The sequence below is a fragment of the Pseudomonas sp. ASL3 genome (assembly GCF_056680425.1).
Genome location: NZ_CM155281.1, coordinates 5,492,391 through 5,509,991 on the forward strand (window position 1 = coordinate 5,492,391; position 17,601 = coordinate 5,509,991).

A 17,601-nucleotide genomic window follows, 5' to 3' on the forward strand; every position below is an offset into this window, starting at 1 on the left:
GACAGCCTCAGGCCTCATCATCATTGCGCCGGGCGAGCGCGCGCCTGCCGCCGGTGACCAGTTCGGTGAGCTTGGCCGCACTCAATGGCCGGGCAAACAGCCAGCCCTGGCCATAGTTCACGCCTTCACTGCTGAGCAGCAGTGCTTGTGCTTCAAATTCGATCCCTTCGGCGATCACCCGCAATTGCAGAGCGTGAGCCATGCGGATGATGTGTGGCGCGACTCCGCTGCTGGCGGCATCGTGCCCGAGCGCGTCGATGAACGCCTTGTCGATTTTCAGACAATCCACGGGGAGCGTTTGCAGATACGCGAGGCTGCAATAGCCGGTGCCGAAATCGTCGATCAACACTTGATGGCCCACATCGCGCAGTGCTTGCAGGTGATTTCGAGCCACCACCACATCGATCAAGCCGCGCTCGGTGACCTCGAACGCTATCTGCCGCGCGGCCACCCGGTGCAACGCCAGCAATCGGGCCGTTACCCGGCCGATACGCGGCGCCATGACATCACATGCGGCCAGGTTCACCGAGATATACAGTTGCGGATTGGCGCGTAATAGCTGGCCCAATTGCTCCAAAAGCTGCTGAAGAACGAAGTCCGTGATTTGCCGAATCTGTCCGGTGTTTTCCGCCAATGGAATGAATAGATCAGGGCTGGTCAGGGTGCCGTCCGGCCGGCGCCAGCGCACCAGCGCCTCAGCGCCGACACAGCGGCGACTGTTGAGGTCGAATATCGGCTGATACAGCACCTGCAATTCACCCCGGCGCAATGCCCCCTGAAGCTCCCCGCCCAACGATTGGCGCTGACGCACCAACTGCAACACCAGCGCGCCAACGCACAACGCCATCAGCAAGCTGGCCGGAGCCAGCAGCCACCAGGCCCCACTCAATTGCTGCTGCAAACTCGAGCGCGGCGTAATGAGGACAAGCTGGTACTCAGGGCTTTGCGTCGGCATTCGGTAAATCAGCTGGGTGGGGGTCGTGACCAGTGTCTGGACGGTGACAGGCGACCAGTCCGGCGTCGGTGGCCAGACCTGCGCAGGCCCCAGCACCGGTACGGCCCTGACACCTTTATCCAGGACCACCAGGAGACTGCCGCCAGCAGGAAGATCAACCACATCGGTCAGATGGCCGCGAGAGGTCGAGACCCGGAAATCACTCCGTCCCAACATCAATGCTGCCAGGTTGTCATCAGGTTGAGCCGAGGTGTTGAGCCAATAATCGTAGGTCGGCCCGCGAATGTCCGGAGCGCGCTGGTGATTGAGTACAGTCTGCCGCGCCCAGCTCGAACAGGATTGAGAATCACCAACGAAGGCTGCTTCATAAATGAACCGATAGCTGACGCTGACCTGACGCAGCATTTCCAGCATCTGCGGGTTACAGCTGCGCAACGGCTGCGCTTCCAGTTGATCGAGACCTTCGCGCAATTGACCGAACAGTTGCTCCAGACGCACCAGAAAGCGCTCGCCCTGAGCATTCATCTGCTCGCTTTCATCCTGCCTGGCCTGATGCATGGCCAAACCGAAACTCCCGCATAACAACAGGGCAGCAGTGAGTAATGCCGCCAGCAATGCCAGCAGCCAGGGACGGTAGCTCGCAATGCGTGCTGCAGCCATAGCCATCAATGAATATCCAAATGAATACCACTGAGGTATAGCAACAAGTCAGAAAATAGCCCGCCCTATCAGACGGGCCGAACGTTTTTACTTTTGCGGGTTGAGCACTTGCAGGATAGCTGCGCTTTGCACATCAGGCTGGCCATCGAAACGCTCTGGTCGATAATGCATCTGAAATGCAGCCAACACATCTCGCGTGGCAGTATCAAACTCGCCGGTCTGTGGTGTCGCGTAACCCAGCTGGAGCAGTTGCTGCTGGAACCAGGTAATGCTCGGCAAGTTATCCATCATCAGCGCCTGACGCTGAGCGACCGCCTGAGCATCGGGCCAGTTACCCAGCCCTTCCTCCGCCAGTCGCTTCCATGGAAACAACGGGCCCGGATCGAGTTTGCGCATAGGGGCGATGTCACTATGGCCAATGACATGTCGAGGATCGATGTTATTGCGTTTGACGATGTCTTTGAGCAACACGATCAACGCCTGGATCTGGCCCTCGGTGTAGGGGTACCAAAGCCTGCCAGTGGGTGTATCGCGATAACCGGGGTTAACGATTTCAATGCCAATAGAGCTGGAGTTGAGCCACGTGCGGCCTTCCCACTCACTTTCGCCGGCATGCCAGGCCCGAAGGTTTTCATCGACCAGTTTGTAGACCGTGGGGCGCTGCTGATCGCCGATCAGGTAATGGCTGCTGACGTCGCCATGGGTCAATAGCGCTAGAGAGCGCTCCAGCGGCGCATTGGTGTAGTGCAAGATGACGAACTGGATCCGGTTGTCATAGTTGGCTGACGGATGACTGGTGTCGAGCTTCGGGCCGCTGCTGCAAGCGGTCAGGAGAATCAGCAGTACCAGCGAGGTGAGCAATTTCATGGAAGGTCAGAGTACACATAGGCAAGTAATGCAATAGCATAACGTAATGCTGGAGGAGCGTTTTAGTAAAGCTGAGCTTTGCAATATTTACTCATCAATCGGCACGGGGCCTGTCAGCCTTGTTCTATACGGTTTCTGCCTTCGTCCTTGGCGCGATATAGCGCCTGATCCGCTCTCTTCAATACTGACTCGCTACGCTCGCCAGCCCTGAAAGCGCTAATGCCCATCGACACAGTGATGGTCACCGGTTCGCCTTTGAAGTGAAACGGACAGGCCTCGATGGCCTTGCGCAGTTTGTCCATCAACGCCAGACCTTCAACCATGGAGGTGTCGGGGATTAACAGGACGAACTCTTCACCGCCAAACCGGGCAATGAAATCGCTGGGGCGCAGGCGCTTGCGCAGTTCGTTGGCGATGATCTTCAGCACCTTGTCGCCTGCCAGATGGCCGTAGTTGTCATTGATTCTTTTGAAGTGATCGAGGTCGAGCATTCCCAGCAGCAGTTCATTTCTGTTCTTTTGCCATAGACCGATCTCCTGCTCCAGGCGCTCGCTCCAGGCCGCACGGTTGGGTAAAGCAGTCAACGGATCGACCAAAGCCTTTTGCCGCTGCTCCTCGAGATGCACCCGAAAAACCTGAGCCTCTTGCTCCATCGTCGCCACCCGACTCGCCAGGCCCTGCAGCCGCGCCGCCACTTCCTGCTCACGTTCGTCACGTTGCTGTTGATGCTGGTCCATAGTGCCGAGCAAACCTTCAAGACGGTTTTCCAGCACCTGTTTGAGACTGCTCAGGTCGGCCGCACCTTGCACACTGCTTTGCAAGCCATCGACTTGCTCGCGCAGCTGGCTTTGCATATCGCGGGAAACGGAACGACTATCGGCGTGGCCTTCACTGGCGGTTTGCAAGTTGCTCTGAAAGGACTCCAGTCGCTCATTGAGCTGCTTGAGATACACCTCGAACTCATGCTGACCGCCGTCGGAGATCGCCAGCATCAATACAGCCAGGTCGTCGAGAATTGGCAACAGCTCATACCAGTTCAAGCCCTTGGCCAGACGAGCCCGCATCGCCTGTGCCTGAGGACGGTGATGCTCTGGCAAGGTCAGATCGTCAAGCAGGCCCAGCAGTGTTTCTTCAATATGCGTCGCCACCGAGCTGTAGCTTGGCTCGGGGGTGGCAGGCAGGTCATAGACTACGTCTTGCTCGACGAGCTCGTGATCAACCTCGACCTCCTGATCAACCTCAGGCACGGCTTCTGGCAGCGCCAGCGGCAGATATTCAATGACCTCAGGCTCGACTGCCGACGCTTCAACAACCGGAGCACCCTCAACGGGAGCCTCGAATGGCGCCAGGTTTTCCAACGCCATCGACGGACTGGCGGCCAAGAAGCGCTTTTCAGGTTCGGGGACAGGCGTACCTTCTGTCCGGTCTTCAACGGGTGGAACAGGTACCGGCGCAGGCGCTTCGAGAGTAGGAGGGGGGGCCTGAGCCACTTGAGCTTGAGCAGGAAGCCCTGCGTTTTCATTGCTCGTTTCGACCGGTTGCACCAGAGGTTCTACAGGCGTGAACACCGGCTCAACCGAGGCTTCGGCCACCGGTTCCGTCCCGTTGCTGGCAGCTTCACGACCACCAAACAATCGCTGCAAGAACCCTGGTCGGGAAGCTTCCTCAGGGTTTTCCAGCAGGGTCAGCGCTTTGCCTTGCAAGCCGCTCAACTCGCCGAGTAACAGCGGCAGTTCGCGCGTCTGAGAAACGCGATCGTCCAATTGCTTGGCAAAGCTCTTGAGCGACCGGCTCACTTCTCGCGGTAAGGGCAGGCTTTGCAGCTGACTGACCAATGCGTTCAGGGCAGTCCCCATCTGACCGACCCGGGTTTCGCGGCGCTGCTCTGAGTCGAGTACGGCTTTTTCCAGGCGGGGAATCAGTGCCGCGAGGCCCGCGTCCATATCGTCGCGACGCACGATTTCGCGCATTTCCTTCATGCACTGATCGACCGCGCGATCAGTGCCTTCGGCAGCCAGACTGCTGCGCACCAAACCTCGACGCAGCAGGTCGAGCCGCGCATTCCAGCGACGCTCGAGTTTGTCCTGTTGTTCGATGCTTTTCAGATACTTTTCTTTCCAGCGCTCTGCTTCTTCGCTCATGCAAGGGTTCCGCGAGGAGGCGTGCCGGGAACGAACAGCACGTCAGTGCATAATGAGACGGGCAACCGGATCTCCACCGCAACGGGCAGATGGTCGGAGATCGGTTGAGCCAACACCTGCACGCGTTCCAGCGTCAGGCTGGGGCTGAGCAAAATATGATCAAGGCAACGTTGAGGACGCCAGCTGGGGAAGGTCGCCTCGATCTGCGGTGCCAACAAGCCCAAGTCGCGTAGCGGAGAATTTTCCAGCAAATCGTTGGCATGGGTGTTCATGTCGCCCATCAACACCTGGTGGCGATAATCACCGATCAACTCGCGAATGTAAGCCAACTGCAGGGTGCGAGCGCGGGCACCCAATGCCAGGTGCATCATCACCACCACCAGCGCATCCGGTCCTTCGCCGAAACGCAGCAGAATCGCCCCGCGCCCAGCAGGGCCGGGCAATGGATGATCTTCTATCGCCCACGGCCGCAAGCGGCTGAGCACACCATTGCTGTGCTGGCCAAAACGCCCGAGGTTGCGATTGAGTTGCTGATACCAGTACGGGAAGGCCCCGAGCTGGGCAAGGTGTTCGACTTGATTGACGTAGCCTGATCGCAGGCTGCCGCCATCGACTTCCTGCAGGGCGACCAGATCGAAGTCGCCGAGCAGATCACCGATCTTTTTCAGGTTGCCTGCTCGCCCGGTATGCGGCAGCAAATGCTGCCACCCGCGAGTCAGGTAATGCCGATAGCGCTCGGTACTGATGCCCACCTGAATGTTGAAGCTGAGCAAGCGCAACCGACCATCGGCCGGTAAACCGCTTGCTTGCAGGTGATGTTCGTTGACCTGCGCATCATGCCGACCAACGACCCGCTCCGTTCCCCAGCGTCGCATGGCAGGCGCCGCTTACTTGGCAACTACAGCAGAGGCGCGCTCTTTGGCGATCAACTGGTCAGCGACTGCAAGCGCTTGCTCAGGCCCCCCGGCAGTACCCAGGTCAAACCGGTATTTGCCGTTGACGATCATGGTAGGTACGCCAGAAATCTCGTACTTCTTGGCCAGATCCTTGTATTGCGCGATCTTGCCCTTCACTGCGAAGGAGTTGAATGTCTCCAGGAACTTGGTCCTGTCGATGCCTTGAGTCGCGACGAAATCAGCCATGTCTTCAGGCTTGACGAGTTTCTTGCCGCCCTTCTGGATGGCATCGAACACCGCAGCATGGACTTTGCTTTCTACGCCCATGGTGTCAAGGGTAATGAACAGTTGGCCGTGAGCGTCCCACGGGCCGCCGAACATGGCAGGAATACGGACGAAGTGCACATCGGCAGGCAGTTTTGCTACCCATGGATTGATGGTCGGTTCAAAGGCATAGCAGTGTGGGCAGCCATACCAGAACATTTCTACCACTTCGATCTTGCCCGGTTCGGAAACAGGGACGGCGCTGCTCAGCTCGACATACTGCTTACCGGCTTCGATCGGCTCGGCGGCTTGAGCGGAGATCCCGAACAGGCTGGCAGCAACGAGAGCGGCGCTGAGAATCAGATTACGCATGCTTTACTCCTGGGCATATGAAGTCGCCTTCACGCGACCAGTCTTCGACCGGGCGGGCGGGCTTGAGTTCGCTAGTGTAACGCTGGCGGCTACGAAAAAGGGCAGCCTAAGCCACCCTTTTTGAGCCCGCTTCCGTGCGGGAAAGTCTTAAAATCGTTGCGAAAGATGTAGATCATTCGCAAAACGATCAGACCGCTATCAATGCAAGCCTTGAATGTAGGCCGACAGCGCTGCGATATCCTTGTTGCTCAGCTTCGATGCGACGCTGCGCATGACCATGGTGTCGCCATCGTTGGTACGGTCGCCTTCACGGAACGCCGTCAGCTGTTTGGTCACATAAGCAGCGTGCTGACCACCCAGGTGCGGGAAGCCGGCAGCCGGGTTACCCACGCCGTTTGGCGAGTGGCAGCCGGTGCAGGCTGGCATGCCTTGATCCAGTTTGCCGCCACGGAACAGTGCTTCACCGGCAGCCACCAGTTTTGGATCAGCAGCGCCAACGCTGCCTTTCTGGCTGGAAAAATAAGCCGCGATGTCCGCCAGGTCTTGATCCTGCACGCTGGTCAGCAGACCGGTCATTTCCAGGACCGTGCGCTTACCATCCTTGATGTCATGCATTTGCTTGAGCAGATAGCGGTTCCCCTGACCCGCCAGTTTCGGGAAGTTAGGCGCCACGCTATTGCCGTCCGGGCCATGACAAGCGCCACATACAGCCGCTTTTGCCTGACCGGCAGCAGCGTCGCCAACAACACCTGCAGCAGCGCCAGCGGCCTGGGCCATACCAGTGATGCCCAAGGTCAACAGCAGACTCGCGAGTAATTTGTTCATCAGCTAATCCAACTACGGCTAAGGGTGAGAGAGTTATGTATCGGGGTTACTCGCTCATCCACTGGATGATTACGCGGTAATCCTCGCTACTGCAGTCCATGCACAATCCACGCGGCGGCATTGCCTTGAAACCCTGGGTCACGTGTTGCACCAGCGTCTCCATACCTTGCGACAGTCTCGGCGCCCAAGCTGCCCGATCACCCGGTTTCGGTGCCATCGGCAATTGACCGGCATGACAGGCCACACAAGCACGGTTGTACACGGCTTCCGGATCCTGTGTAGCCTGAGCGCTGAAGAACGGCATCAAGACACCGGTAGCTAGCAGCCACTTCTTCATAAAACGACCTTTTCAGGGCTGGGAACGTGCTGCGTTCTAATGCGCAATTCAACTCACTTGTTCCCGTGAACTTCATCCTACGATGGGACAAAGCGCACACAAAATCTGCGGCATTATATACTGGCGCTACTGAAACGGAAACGACACTGCTTGCCGCGCTCCTGCCGGCACCGCCCTCATCGGAAATCCCATGCAACTCAAGAACCCCATTCTCGGTCTGTGCCAACAGGCTACCTTCATGCTCAGCGCGGCCAAAGTCGATCAATGTCCCGACGACGAAGGCTTTGAAGTGGCCTTCGCAGGGCGTTCCAACGCCGGCAAGTCGAGCGCACTGAACACCCTTACTCACGCCAGCCTGGCGCGTACATCGAAGACGCCAGGGCGTACCCAGCTGCTGAACTTCTTCAGTCTGGACGATGATCGTCGCCTGGTCGACTTGCCTGGTTATGGCTACGCCAAGGTGCCGATCCCGCTCAAATTGCACTGGCAACGTCACCTGGAAGCATATCTGGGTAGCCGCGAAAGCCTCAAAGGTCTGATTTTGATGATGGATATCCGTCATCCCATGACCGACTTCGACCTGTTGATGCTCGATTGGTCGATCGCCAGCCACATGCCTATGCACATCCTGCTGACCAAAGCCGACAAGCTGACCTATGGCGCCGCAAAAAACGCCCTGCTCAAAGTACAGGCCGAGATTCGTAAAGGTTGGGGCGACGCGGTAAGCATTCAGCTGTTTTCGGCGCCAAAGCGCATGGGCCTGGAAGACGCCTACACTGTATTGGCGGGCTGGATGGAGCTGGCAGATAAAGTAGCTGAACCGTCTGCATCGTAAGAATCGCAGGCAAAAAAAACCCCGGACTTCTATGGGGAGGGGAAGTTCGGGGTTCAAGTTCTAGACCGCTAGGGCGGGGTCCAGATATCTGCCAACACTTAACACAACATAAGGAGCATCGAAGGGCTTCACCAGCCATTCCCAATCTCTGACTGGCAAATCATTGGTTTAGTTCCTCCGCGCTTTTGAGCGGTTCGCGATAAACACTCTTCACTTCTGGAATAAGCTTGAGAATAAGGGCGAAATCCGGAATCAGCGCCAGCCTGCGCTGCGACCTTAAGTCGCAGCCTCGACCAGCGTCTTCAGCGATTTAGTGAGCCTCGTCCCAGTTGTTGCCCACACCGACTTCGACGAGCAGCGGCACATCCAGTTCCGCCGCCCCACTCATGTAAGGGCGAATCTGCTCACGCACCTGCTCGACCAGGTCTTCACGCACTTCCAGCACCAATTCATCGTGAACCTGAAGAATGACCTTGGCATCGAGACCGGAGTCAGCCAGCCAGCCATCCACTGCCACCATGGCTTTCTTGATAATGTCGGCCGCGGTGCCCTGCATCGGCGCGTTGATCGCAGTCCGTTCAGCGCCTTTGCGCAATGCCTGGTTCTTGGCATTGATGTCCGGCAAGTAGAGTCGACGGCCGAAGAGGGTTTCCACAAAGCCCTGCTCGGCGGCCTGCGCCCGAGTGCGCTCCATGTAATCAAGTACGCCGGGATAACGGGTGAAATAACGGTCGATATAAGCCTGTGACTGTTTCCGGTCGACGCCGATCTGTTTCGCCAGACCAAACGCGCTCATGCCGTAGATCAAACCGAAGTTGATCGCCTTGGCACTGCGGCGCATGTCGATGCTGACGTTCTCCAGCTCGACGCCAAACACCTCAGCCGCCGTCGCGCGGTGCACATCCAGGTCGTTGCGGAAGGCATGCAGCAAACCCTCGTCCTTGGCCAGGTGCGCCATGATCCGCAGCTCGATTTGCGAGTAGTCCGCCGCTAGCAACTTGTAGCCCTTGGGCGCAACGAACGCCTGACGGATCCGACGCCCTTCGGCACTACGAATCGGAATGTTCTGCAGGTTCGGATCGTTGGAGGACAAACGTCCGGTCGCTGCGACCGCTTGCTGATAGGTCGTATGGATTCGCCCGGTGCGCGGATTGATCTGTTCTGGCAATCGGTCGGTGTAGGTGCTTTTCAGCTTGCTCATCGAGCGGTACTGCATCAGCACTTTAGGCAGCGGGTAATCCTGCTCTGCCAGCTCAGCCAACACCGCTTCTGCGGTAGAAGCCTGACCTTTGGCCGTTTTGTTGAGGATTGGCAGACCGAGTTTTTCATACAAAATCACGCCGAGCTGCTTGGGCGAGCCGAGGTTGAACTCCTCGCCAGCGATAGCGAACGCCTCGCGCTCCAGGGCCACCATCTTCTCGCCCAGCTCTACGCTCTGGATGCCCAATAGCTTGGCATCGACCAACGCGCCCTGGCGTTCGATTCTCGCCAACACCGGCACCAACGGCATTTCGATGTCGTTCAGCACCGGCACCAGACTCGGCGTCGCCGCGAGTTTTTCCATCAAGGCGTGATGCAAGCGCAGGGTCACATCGGCGTCTTCCGCAGCGAACTGCGAGGCTTGCTCCAATGCGATCTGGCCGAACGTCAGTTGCTTCACGCCCTTGCCGGCGATGTCCTGCAAGCTGGTATTCGTGTGGTTCAGGTACTTGAGGGCAAGACTGTCCTTGTCGTGGCGAGTCGCGGTGGAATCGAGCACGTAGGATTCGAGCATGGTGTCGAACGCCAGGCCCTGCACGGTGATGCCTTGGCTTTGATCACCGCCAATCGCGCAGTTGGCGAGAATGTTGATATCGAACTTGGCGTGCTGGCCGACCTTGATCTTGCTCGGGTCTTCGAGCAACGGCTTGAGCGCCTTGAGCACCGTGTCGCGATCCAGCTGTTGCGGCACGCCCATGTAGGAGTGGGTCAGCGGGAGATAAGCCGCTTCGTTGACCTCGACCGCAAACGAGATCCCGACCAACTGCGCCCGCTGCGCGTCGAGACCGTTGCTTTGGGTGACGAAGGCAAACAGCTTGGCGTCGTTCAGTTTCTTCAGCCAGGCATCGAGCTGATCCTGTTCAAGAATGGTTTCGTAACGCGTTTCAGCGACCACCGGCTCTTCGGCAAGAACAATCTCTTCACCGGCACGCTTGGCGTCGCGCTGCAACTCTTCGATCCAGCTTTTGAACTCCAGCTCGGTGTACAACTCGACCAATTTGTCGCGATCCGGCTCGCCGCAGTGCAAGGCGTCCAGCTCGATATCCAGCGGCACATCGATCTTGATCGTCGCCAGCTCGTAGGAGAGGAATGCCATGTCCTTGTGTTCTTCAAGCTTGGTCGACAGAGTTTTCGCGCCGCGAATAGGCAGTGCTGCAACCTTGTCCAGGTTCGCGTACAGCTCGATCAGACCGCCGCCGATACCGACCAGCAGGCCGACCGCGGTCTTTTCACCAACGCCGGGAACACCCGGAATGTTGTCGACTTTGTCGCCCATCAGCGCCAGGTAATCGATGATGTGTTCAGGACCGACGCCAAACTTCTCTTTCACGCCAGCGATATCCAGCACGCTACCGGTCATCGTATTGACCAAGGTAATGTGCCCGTCGACCAGTTGCGCCATGTCCTTGTCGCCGGTGGAGATAATCACCGGACGGTCCGCCGCCGCACTGCTGCGGGCCAGCGTACCGATCACGTCATCGGCCTCGACGCCTTCGACACACAGCAATGGATAGCCCAGACCTTTGACGCACGCGTGGAGCAAGTCGACCTGCACCCGCAGATCGTCAGGCATGCTCGGGCGATTGGCCTTGTATTCGGCGAACAACGCATCACGAAACGTGCCGCCCTTGGCGTCGAAGACCACGGCGAACGGGCTGTCGGGATATTGCCGACGCAGGCTTTTGAGCATGTTCAGCACGCCCTTGACAGCACCCGTAGGCAATCCCTTGGACGTAGCGAGTGGCGGCAGTGCATGAAAGGCGCGGTAGAGGTAAGAAGAACCGTCCACCAGGACGAGGGGGGCTTGGCTCATGAGCAGGATCAACCTTTTCGGCGGGGTCGGCGCTAGAATGCGAGGACCGTTGACGACAAAGGGAGAAGGTTATCATGCGCACAACAAATCGCCTGTTGCTGGCCTGCCTGTTGGTACTCTGCCCGCTGGTCGCAGTTGCTGCAGACAATGCTCCATCGGCGGAGCCAGACGTTACCATCCGCACCCAAGGAGACAAACTCATTCAGGAATACCGGCTAAACGGGTTCCTCTATGCGATCAAGATCACGCCAAAAGGTGGCAAACCGTATTTTCTGGTGCGCGCCGATGGCACAGAAGCCAATTACATTCGCTCGGACGCCCCGGGCATGCTGATCCCCCAGTGGGAAATATTCAGCTGGTAACGCCTTACATTCACCCTATAGCTGGCAGTCTTGACCATGTCCGTGTTTACCCCCCTGGCTCGGCCCGAGCTCGAAACATTTCTCGCCCCCTACGGGCTTGGCCGTCTGCATGACTTTCAGGGCATTGCCGCCGGTAGCGAAAACAGCAATTTCTTCGTCAACCTGGAGCAGGGCGAGTTTGTCCTGACCCTGGTCGAACGCGGTCCGATTCAGGACTTGCCGTTTTTCATCGAGTTGCTCGACGTGCTGCACGACGCCAATCTGCCGGTGCCTTACGCTTTGCGCACCACCGACGGCAGTGCCTTGCGTGAGCTGGCGGGCAAGCCGGCGCTGCTACAACCGCGGCTCCCCGGCAAACACATCAGCGAACCGAACACCCAGCACTGCGTGCAGATCGGCGAGTTACTGGGGCATCTGCATCTGGCGACGCGCGGACATGTATTGGAACGCAAGACTGATCGCGGGTTGGACTGGATGCTGGCCGAAGGGGCGACATTGATGTCGCACCTGGACGCGACGCAAAGCGCACTGCTGCAGGCGGCACTGGAAGAGATCGAACGACTCAAGCCAAGAATCATGGCTTTGCCGCGTGCCAACCTGCACGCGGATCTATTCCGCGACAACGCCTTGTTCGAAGGCACGCACCTGACAGGGCTGATCGACTTCTACAACGCTTGCTCGGGGCCGATGCTCTACGACCTGGCAATTGCGCTCAATGATTGGTGTTCCCACGAAGATGGCCAGATCGACGGGGCAAGAGCCCGCGCATTGCTCGGTGCCTACGCCGGATTGCGCCCGTTCACCGCCAGCGAAGCCGAGCTGTGGCCGACGATGCTGCGCGTGGCCTGCGTGCGTTTCTGGCTGTCGCGCCTGATCGCGGCGGAATCCTTTGCCGGGCAGGACGTATTGATTCACGACCCGATGGAGTTCCAGCAACGCCTGGCCCAGCGCCAGCAAGTCCATACACCGCTGCCGTTTGCGCTTTAGTCGAAATACCTGACGTACCGCGTTGCATTCTTCGCAGGCAAGCCTGCTCCCACACAGGCTGTGTGAAAACCTCCGCGACCGATTAACTGATTAAAAACTGACCTGAAAATCGCGTTCCTACGTGAAATTCAGGTCTGTCCAACAGCCGATCTATTTCAGAATTGACGTACGAACATGCAGTTCAGTTTTCTGTTGGGGTTTTCACACAGCCTGCACAGGTATGCGGTCATCTGTGCAGGCTGTGTGAAAACCTGACGATCATGTTTCAAACCAACGCCCCGACTTGTCGGGGCGTTGGTTTTTGGCCTTTGATCCCGAAATCATCGCTGTTCGTTTTCACGTCGCCGGGACAAAGCGTTTTGAGCGCTCCATGGCCAGTCCTGGGACGTTTGTCAGGCGCAAAAAAAGGCTGCTTAGCCCATCTTCGCCATCATTTCACGCGCACCCAGCACATTGATCGCCCTTTTAAAGTTATAGGCAAGCACCGCCAGCGACATCTCTATTCGCGCGCCTTTCAGTTGGCGTAGCAAGAACCGTCCATTGCCCATGATCCATTGCTTGAGGTTGCCGAAGGGGTGTTCAACGATGGACCTTCGTTCAACCATCTTCTCCGGATGCGCCTGCATGCGCTGCTCCATTCGCTCAAAAGCGGCCTCATGCGCATGCCGCGTTACTTTCCGGCGGGAGGTCTTGGTGCACTGACTTTTCAGCGGGCAGTGGGCGCAGTCACTGGGCAGTGCGTGGTAAATACGCGTGCCGCGATTCAGTTGCGTCAGCGTCAGTAGCTTGCCATTCGGGCACCGGTACTGATCGTCCAGGGCCTCATACGTAAACTGGGTGCGGTCAAAGAATTTTACGTCCCCGCCCCGCGTGTTGATCGTTCGATTCAGCGGCACATACGCCGTGATACCCGCGTCTTCACAGGCCTGGAATTGTTTGCCGTGGGAATATCCGGCATCGGCCACTACCGTCAGCTCTGACTGTTGCAGTACTTCTTTAGCCGCTTTGGCCATGGGTTCAAGCTGTTTGCGGTCATCGCCGTCCTGAGTCACTTCGTGGTGCAGGATCAAGCCGTTCTCGGCATCCACCGCCGTCTGCACGTTGTACGCCACGGCCATGCCTTGCGGCGCCCGCATCATCCGCGCCTCGCTTTCGGTGCTGATGAACTGCTCGACTTCCAGCGCCTTCATCACCTGCTGACGGGTCAGGTTGTTGTCTCGTTTGTTGCTCAGACGGGCCAAAGCGGCTTTGACTTTCTGCTTATCCACAGGCTGATCGGCGTCGTCTTTGTCCGCCCGATCAAGCTCCGCCAGGTACTGGGTAATCTTCTTGTTCAGTATTTCCTCATCGCGCTTAAGGTGCTTGAGGCTCATATGACGGCGCTTGGAGGCCACGGCTTTGAATTTGCTGCCGTCGATAGCAACCAGCTTGCCGGCGATTAGCCCCACTTCACGGCAAAAAAGAATGAAGAGTCGGCAGATGGCGGCGAATGCGGCACCGTTGTCTCTGCGGAAATCGGCGATGGTTTTGAAGTCAGGTGCGAGCTGATTGAGCAGCCACATGACTTCGATGTTGCGCAGGCATTCGGCTTCGAGGCGGCGTGACGAACGGATGCTGAGGAAATAGCCGTAGAGATAAAGTTTGAGCAGGTCTGCCGGATCATAGGGCGGGCGCCCGTTGCCCTTGAGGACAGCCTTGTCGAATCCCAGCTCCCGCAGATTGAGCTGGGTGACATAGGCATCAATGACTCTGACCAAGTGGTCTACCGGAATGGATTCTTCCAGCGACACCGGAAAAAGACTGCTCTGATCGCGCGCTATGCCTTGGATGTATGCCACAAAAATGCCCCCAATCTTCCGATGAAGGCATTTTCTTAGACCGTTGCAAGAATTGCCAGGTTTTCACACAGTCTGTGTGGGAGCAGGCTTGCCTGCGAATCTAGCGACCGGTCACAACGACTCCAGACACCCCGCCAAATCATTGCCCAGCTTTTCCATCATTTGCTCGTAACCCTGCGCGGTCGCGGGGGTGTAGCCGCCCAATCCATCAAGTTCGGCCAGTTTGACCGGTAGCCCGGCCGTCAGGGTTTCGGCCAGGCGAGGGCGCATCGGTGGCTCGCTGAAAACGCAGGTTTTGCCGACTTCGCTCAATCGCGCGCGCATCGCTGCAACGTGTTGCGCGCCGGGCTGCACTTCTGCGGCGACGCTGAACACGCCAGCATGTTTAAGGCCGTAGGCGTCCTCAAAGTAATCGAATGCTTCATGGAAGACGAAGAACGGCTTGCCAGCGATGCCCGCAACCCGCGCTTTCAGCCGCACATCCAAGGCTTCGAGGTGGGCATCGAACGCCTTCACGTTGCTCTGATAACGTGCCGCATTGGCCGGATCAGCCGCGCTCAGATCAGTGGCCATCCGCGCAGCAATCACCCGCGCATTGACGGAAGACAGCCATAAATGGGCGTCGAGACTGCCGGGACGATGGTCACGATCATGCTCAGAAGGATCCGCCACCTCATGGGACTGGCTGTCCGCAGCAAAGCGACGCAGGTGCAAGCCCGGCAACGATTGCACGCTTACCGTAGGCAACGTGCGACTTTGCAAGACGCGTGGCAGAAAGCTTTCCATGTCCGGGCCGATCCAGTAGAGAAGATCGACTTCACGCACGCGCCGTACATCGGACGGGCGCAGCGCGTAATTATGCGGAGAAGAACCCGGCGGCAGCAGCACTTCAGGCGTGCCCACACCGTCCTGCACCGCAGCGGCAATCAACTGCAACGGCTTGATGCTGGTTAACACCCGAACCTCGGCCTGGGCAGACGTGATCACCAGTAAGCTGGCAGTTACAGCAATAAAAATGGCAAAAAGACGCGACACGATCATCACCCAGAGAGACAGGAACAGGTAACATAATAACGTCTCTCACAAAAGCCGTCGCCGCTCATGCCTAAAACACCGCTGGCCAGTCGCCCCCATGATCACTCCCATTGCGTGCATACCGCGCTCTCCGAGGCTGACACGCTGTGCGCGCGCAAAGGTCTGCGCCTGACCGCTCTGCGTCGTCGCGTGCTGGAACTGGTCTGGCAAAGTCATAAACCGCTGGGTGCCTATGACATTCTCGCGGTCCTCAGCGAAGAAGACGGCCGCCGCGCTGCGCCGCCAACTGTGTATCGCGCACTGGATTTCCTGCTGGAAAACGGCCTCGTGCACCGCATCGCCTCGCTCAACGCCTTTACCGGTTGCAACCACCCGACGCATGCGCATCAAGGCCAGTTCCTGATCTGCCGGGAATGCCACGCCGCTATCGAGTTGCAACACCAGAGCATCACCCAGGCCGTTGTCAGTGCCGCGGCCGAGGTCGGTTTCACGGTCGAAGGGCAAACGGTCGAAATCGTCGGTCTGTGTTCGGGCTGCAAGGCGGCTTGATGAGCACTGCATTGATCCGTCTCGATCAGGTGGCTGTTACCTTTGCCGGGCAAAGCGTGCTGGAAAATATTCAGCTCAGTGTCAGACCCGGCGAAATCGTCACCTTGATCGGCCCCAACGGCGCGGGCAAGACCACGCTGGTGCGGGCTGTACTGGGCCTGCTCAAGCCAGATACGGGCACCGTCTGGCGCAAGCCGAAGTTGCGGGTTGGCTACATGCCGCAAAAGCTGCACGTAGACCCCACGTTGCCGCTGTCGGTGCTGCGCTTTCTACGTCTGGTACCCGGAGTGGATCGCCCACGCGCGCTCGAGGCGCTGAACGAAGTAGGCGCCGAAAAAGTCATCGACAGCCCGCTGCAAGGGATTTCCGGGGGCGAGATGCAGCGTGTCTTGCTGGCCCGTGCGCTGCTGCGCGAGCCCGAGCTGCTGGTCCTTGATGAGCCGGTGCAAGGCGTCGACGTTGCTGGCCAGGCCGAGCTGTATAGCTTGATCACCCGCCTGCGCGATCGCCACGGCTGTGGCGTGCTGATGGTGTCCCATGATTTACATCTGGTGATGAGCACCACCGACCAGGTGGTTTGCCTGAATCGGCATGTGTGCTGCTCAGGCCACCCGGAGCAAGTCAGCAACGATCCGGCGTTCGTCGAGCTGTTCGGCACCAACGCGCAAAGTCTGGCGATTTATCACCACCACCACGATCACGCCCACGACTTGCACGGCGCTGTGGTCGATGAGACCGCGCCAGCGGCAAGCCCGCCCCATACCCATGTGCACGGAGAAAACTGCAAGCATGGCTGATTTTCTACTGTATGCCTTGCTCGCGGGGCTGGCGCTGGCGCTGGTCGCAGGCCCCCTCGGTTCATTCGTGGTCTGGCGGCGCATGGCTTATTTCGGCGACACCCTGTCCCATGCCGCGTTGCTTGGCGTTGCATTGGGCTTTTTGCTGGATATCAGCCCGGCATTGGCGGTCACCGTCGGCTGCCTGCTATTGGCTATTCTCCTGGTGACCCTGCAGCAGCGCCAGCCGCTCGCGTCGGACACGCTGCTGGGGATCCTTGCGCCCAGCACCCTGTCCCTGGGGCTGGTGGTGCTGAGCTTTATGCACAACGTTCGCATCGACCTGATGGGTTATCTGTTCGGTGACCTGCTGGCAATCAGTCCCACGGATCTGGCCTGGATTCTGGGCGGTAGCGCGGCGGTCATGGCGCTAATCGTCGCGTTGTGGCGTCCACTGCTGGCAATCACGGTGCATGAAGAACTGGCGAGGGTCGAAGGCCTGCCGGTTGCCGCCTTGCGCATGACCTTGATGCTGTTGATCGCAATAGTGATCGCCGTGGCGATGAAAATCGTCGGCGTACTGCTCATCACCTCGTTGCTGATCATTCCAGCCGCCGCCGCGCAACGCCATGCGCGCTCGCCCGAACAAATGGCGCTGGGCGCCAGCCTGCTGGGGGTGGTTGCCGTGTGCGGTGGGCTGGCCTTGTCGTGGTTCAAGGACACTCCGGCGGGACCTTCGATCGTGGTCTGCGCAGCGGTGTTGTTTTTACTAAGCTTTGTTCTACCAAAGCGATAGTGCCCTGCCTCGGAAATACGCTCAGAATCGAAC

Annotated in this window: 16 protein-coding genes; 6 read left to right on the top strand and 10 right to left on the bottom strand. The window is 58.5% G+C overall.

The features are described 5' to 3' along the window. Positions 1-7 precede the first annotated feature (7 nt). The 7 genes from AC1MEE_RS25140 to AC1MEE_RS25170 form a co-directional block, all read right to left on the bottom strand. Positions 8-1,621 carry an EAL domain-containing protein gene (locus AC1MEE_RS25140; protein WP_480412197.1) on the bottom strand — a complete coding sequence of 538 codons (1,614 nt, stop codon included), beginning with the start codon at positions 1,619-1,621 and terminating at the stop codon, positions 8-10. Positions 1,622-1,702: 81 nt separating this feature from the next. After that, the gene (locus AC1MEE_RS25145) at positions 1,703-2,482 is read right to left on the bottom strand and encodes an N-acetylmuramoyl-L-alanine amidase (protein ID WP_480412198.1); all 780 of its coding nucleotides are present in this window, start codon (positions 2,480-2,482) and stop codon (positions 1,703-1,705) included. Positions 2,483-2,595: 113 nt separating this feature from the next. After that, a complete protein-coding gene (locus AC1MEE_RS25150) occupies positions 2,596-4,623 on the bottom strand; it encodes a GGDEF domain-containing protein (protein WP_480412199.1) in 2,028 nt (675 codons plus the stop codon). Continuing rightward, positions 4,620-5,498 carry an endonuclease/exonuclease/phosphatase family protein gene (locus AC1MEE_RS25155; protein ID WP_480412200.1) on the bottom strand — a complete coding sequence of 293 codons (879 nt, stop codon included), beginning with the start codon at positions 5,496-5,498 and terminating at the stop codon, positions 4,620-4,622. Before AC1MEE_RS25155 ends, AC1MEE_RS25150 begins: the two co-directional genes overlap by 4 nt. A gap of 12 nt (positions 5,499-5,510) precedes the next feature. Continuing rightward, positions 5,511-6,155, bottom strand: coding sequence for a thiol:disulfide interchange protein DsbA/DsbL (locus AC1MEE_RS25160; protein WP_480412201.1), 645 nt, complete (start codon positions 6,153-6,155; stop codon positions 5,511-5,513). A gap of 198 nt (positions 6,156-6,353) precedes the next feature. Further along, the gene (locus tag AC1MEE_RS25165; protein ID WP_480412202.1) at positions 6,354-6,980 is read right to left on the bottom strand and encodes a c-type cytochrome; all 627 of its coding nucleotides are present in this window, start codon (positions 6,978-6,980) and stop codon (positions 6,354-6,356) included. 46 nt (positions 6,981-7,026) lie between these two features. Beyond that, entirely contained in the window at positions 7,027-7,317 is a 291-nt protein-coding gene (locus AC1MEE_RS25170; RefSeq protein ID WP_480412203.1) for a c-type cytochrome, read from the bottom strand. A gap of 190 nt (positions 7,318-7,507) precedes the next feature. Here AC1MEE_RS25170 and yihA point away from each other — a divergent pair, with 190 nt between their 5' ends. Beyond that, on the top strand, positions 7,508-8,152 hold the full coding sequence (yihA, locus tag AC1MEE_RS25175; RefSeq protein WP_480412204.1) for a ribosome biogenesis GTP-binding protein YihA/YsxC: 645 nt from the start codon (positions 7,508-7,510) through the stop codon (positions 8,150-8,152). A gap of 310 nt (positions 8,153-8,462) precedes the next feature. On the opposite strand, the gene polA is transcribed toward yihA, so the two are convergent. Beyond that, positions 8,463-11,225 (bottom strand): DNA polymerase I, encoded by a 2,763-nt coding sequence (gene polA, locus AC1MEE_RS25180; protein ID WP_480412205.1) that lies wholly within the window; start codon positions 11,223-11,225, stop codon positions 8,463-8,465. A 74-nt stretch (positions 11,226-11,299) separates the two neighbouring features. Between polA and AC1MEE_RS25185 the strand changes: the two genes are divergently transcribed. Beyond that, positions 11,300-11,587, top strand: coding sequence for a DUF2782 domain-containing protein (locus AC1MEE_RS25185; RefSeq protein ID WP_480412206.1), 288 nt, complete (start codon positions 11,300-11,302; stop codon positions 11,585-11,587). Positions 11,588-11,623: 36 nt separating this feature from the next. Then, positions 11,624-12,574, top strand: a complete 951-nt coding sequence (locus AC1MEE_RS25190) for a homoserine kinase (RefSeq protein WP_480412207.1) — start codon at positions 11,624-11,626, stop codon at positions 12,572-12,574. 413 nt (positions 12,575-12,987) lie between these two features. Here the strand turns inward: AC1MEE_RS25190 and AC1MEE_RS25195 are convergent, their stop codons facing one another. Both AC1MEE_RS25195 and AC1MEE_RS25200 read right to left on the bottom strand, forming a co-directional pair. Continuing rightward, positions 12,988-14,412, bottom strand: coding sequence for an IS1182 family transposase (locus AC1MEE_RS25195; protein ID WP_480410535.1), 1,425 nt, complete (start codon positions 14,410-14,412; stop codon positions 12,988-12,990). Between the two features lie 111 nt (positions 14,413-14,523). Continuing rightward, complete coding sequence (locus AC1MEE_RS25200; protein WP_480412208.1) at positions 14,524-15,447, bottom strand: zinc ABC transporter substrate-binding protein; 924 nt, start codon at positions 15,445-15,447, stop codon at positions 14,524-14,526. Between the two features lie 66 nt (positions 15,448-15,513). Between AC1MEE_RS25200 and AC1MEE_RS25205 the strand changes: the two genes are divergently transcribed. From AC1MEE_RS25205 to znuB, 3 genes are read left to right on the top strand one after another with little or no spacing between them, the layout of a single operon-like run. Continuing rightward, complete coding sequence (locus tag AC1MEE_RS25205; protein WP_480412209.1) at positions 15,514-15,996, top strand: Fur family transcriptional regulator; 483 nt, start codon at positions 15,514-15,516, stop codon at positions 15,994-15,996. After that, entirely contained in the window at positions 15,996-16,793 is a 798-nt protein-coding gene (gene znuC, locus AC1MEE_RS25210) for a zinc ABC transporter ATP-binding protein ZnuC (RefSeq protein WP_480412210.1), read from the top strand. The genes AC1MEE_RS25205 and znuC overlap by 1 nt, the downstream gene beginning before the upstream one ends. Next, on the top strand, positions 16,786-17,568 hold the full coding sequence (znuB, locus tag AC1MEE_RS25215; protein ID WP_480412211.1) for a zinc ABC transporter permease subunit ZnuB: 783 nt from the start codon (positions 16,786-16,788) through the stop codon (positions 17,566-17,568). The genes znuC and znuB overlap by 8 nt, the downstream gene beginning before the upstream one ends. Positions 17,569-17,601: the final 33 nt, after the last annotated feature.

What these genes read in the sequence shown, in the direction of transcription:
- AC1MEE_RS25170 (WP_480412203.1), bottom strand. Translation starts at nt 7,317, where the DNA reads ATGAAGAAGTGGCTGCTAGCTACCGGTGTCTTGATGCCGTTCTTCAGC.
- AC1MEE_RS25140 (WP_480412197.1), bottom strand. Translation starts at nt 1,621, where the DNA reads ATGGCTATGGCTGCAGCACGCATTGCGAGCTACCGTCCCTGGCTGCTG.
- AC1MEE_RS25185 (WP_480412206.1), top strand. Translation starts at nt 11,300, where the DNA reads ATGCGCACAACAAATCGCCTGTTGCTGGCCTGCCTGTTGGTACTCTGC.
- AC1MEE_RS25155 (WP_480412200.1), bottom strand. Translation starts at nt 5,498, where the DNA reads ATGCGACGCTGGGGAACGGAGCGGGTCGTTGGTCGGCATGATGCGCAG.
- AC1MEE_RS25150 (WP_480412199.1), bottom strand. Translation starts at nt 4,623, where the DNA reads ATGAGCGAAGAAGCAGAGCGCTGGAAAGAAAAGTATCTGAAAAGCATC.
- AC1MEE_RS25165 (WP_480412202.1), bottom strand. Translation starts at nt 6,980, where the DNA reads ATGAACAAATTACTCGCGAGTCTGCTGTTGACCTTGGGCATCACTGGT.
- znuB (WP_480412211.1), top strand. Translation starts at nt 16,786, where the DNA reads ATGGCTGATTTTCTACTGTATGCCTTGCTCGCGGGGCTGGCGCTGGCG.
- AC1MEE_RS25190 (WP_480412207.1), top strand. Translation starts at nt 11,624, where the DNA reads ATGTCCGTGTTTACCCCCCTGGCTCGGCCCGAGCTCGAAACATTTCTC.
- polA (WP_480412205.1), bottom strand. Translation starts at nt 11,225, where the DNA reads ATGAGCCAAGCCCCCCTCGTCCTGGTGGACGGTTCTTCTTACCTCTAC.
- AC1MEE_RS25160 (WP_480412201.1), bottom strand. Translation starts at nt 6,155, where the DNA reads ATGCGTAATCTGATTCTCAGCGCCGCTCTCGTTGCTGCCAGCCTGTTC.
- yihA (WP_480412204.1), top strand. Translation starts at nt 7,508, where the DNA reads ATGCAACTCAAGAACCCCATTCTCGGTCTGTGCCAACAGGCTACCTTC.
- znuC (WP_480412210.1), top strand. Translation starts at nt 15,996, where the DNA reads ATGAGCACTGCATTGATCCGTCTCGATCAGGTGGCTGTTACCTTTGCC.
- AC1MEE_RS25205 (WP_480412209.1), top strand. Translation starts at nt 15,514, where the DNA reads ATGCCTAAAACACCGCTGGCCAGTCGCCCCCATGATCACTCCCATTGC.
- AC1MEE_RS25145 (WP_480412198.1), bottom strand. Translation starts at nt 2,482, where the DNA reads ATGAAATTGCTCACCTCGCTGGTACTGCTGATTCTCCTGACCGCTTGC.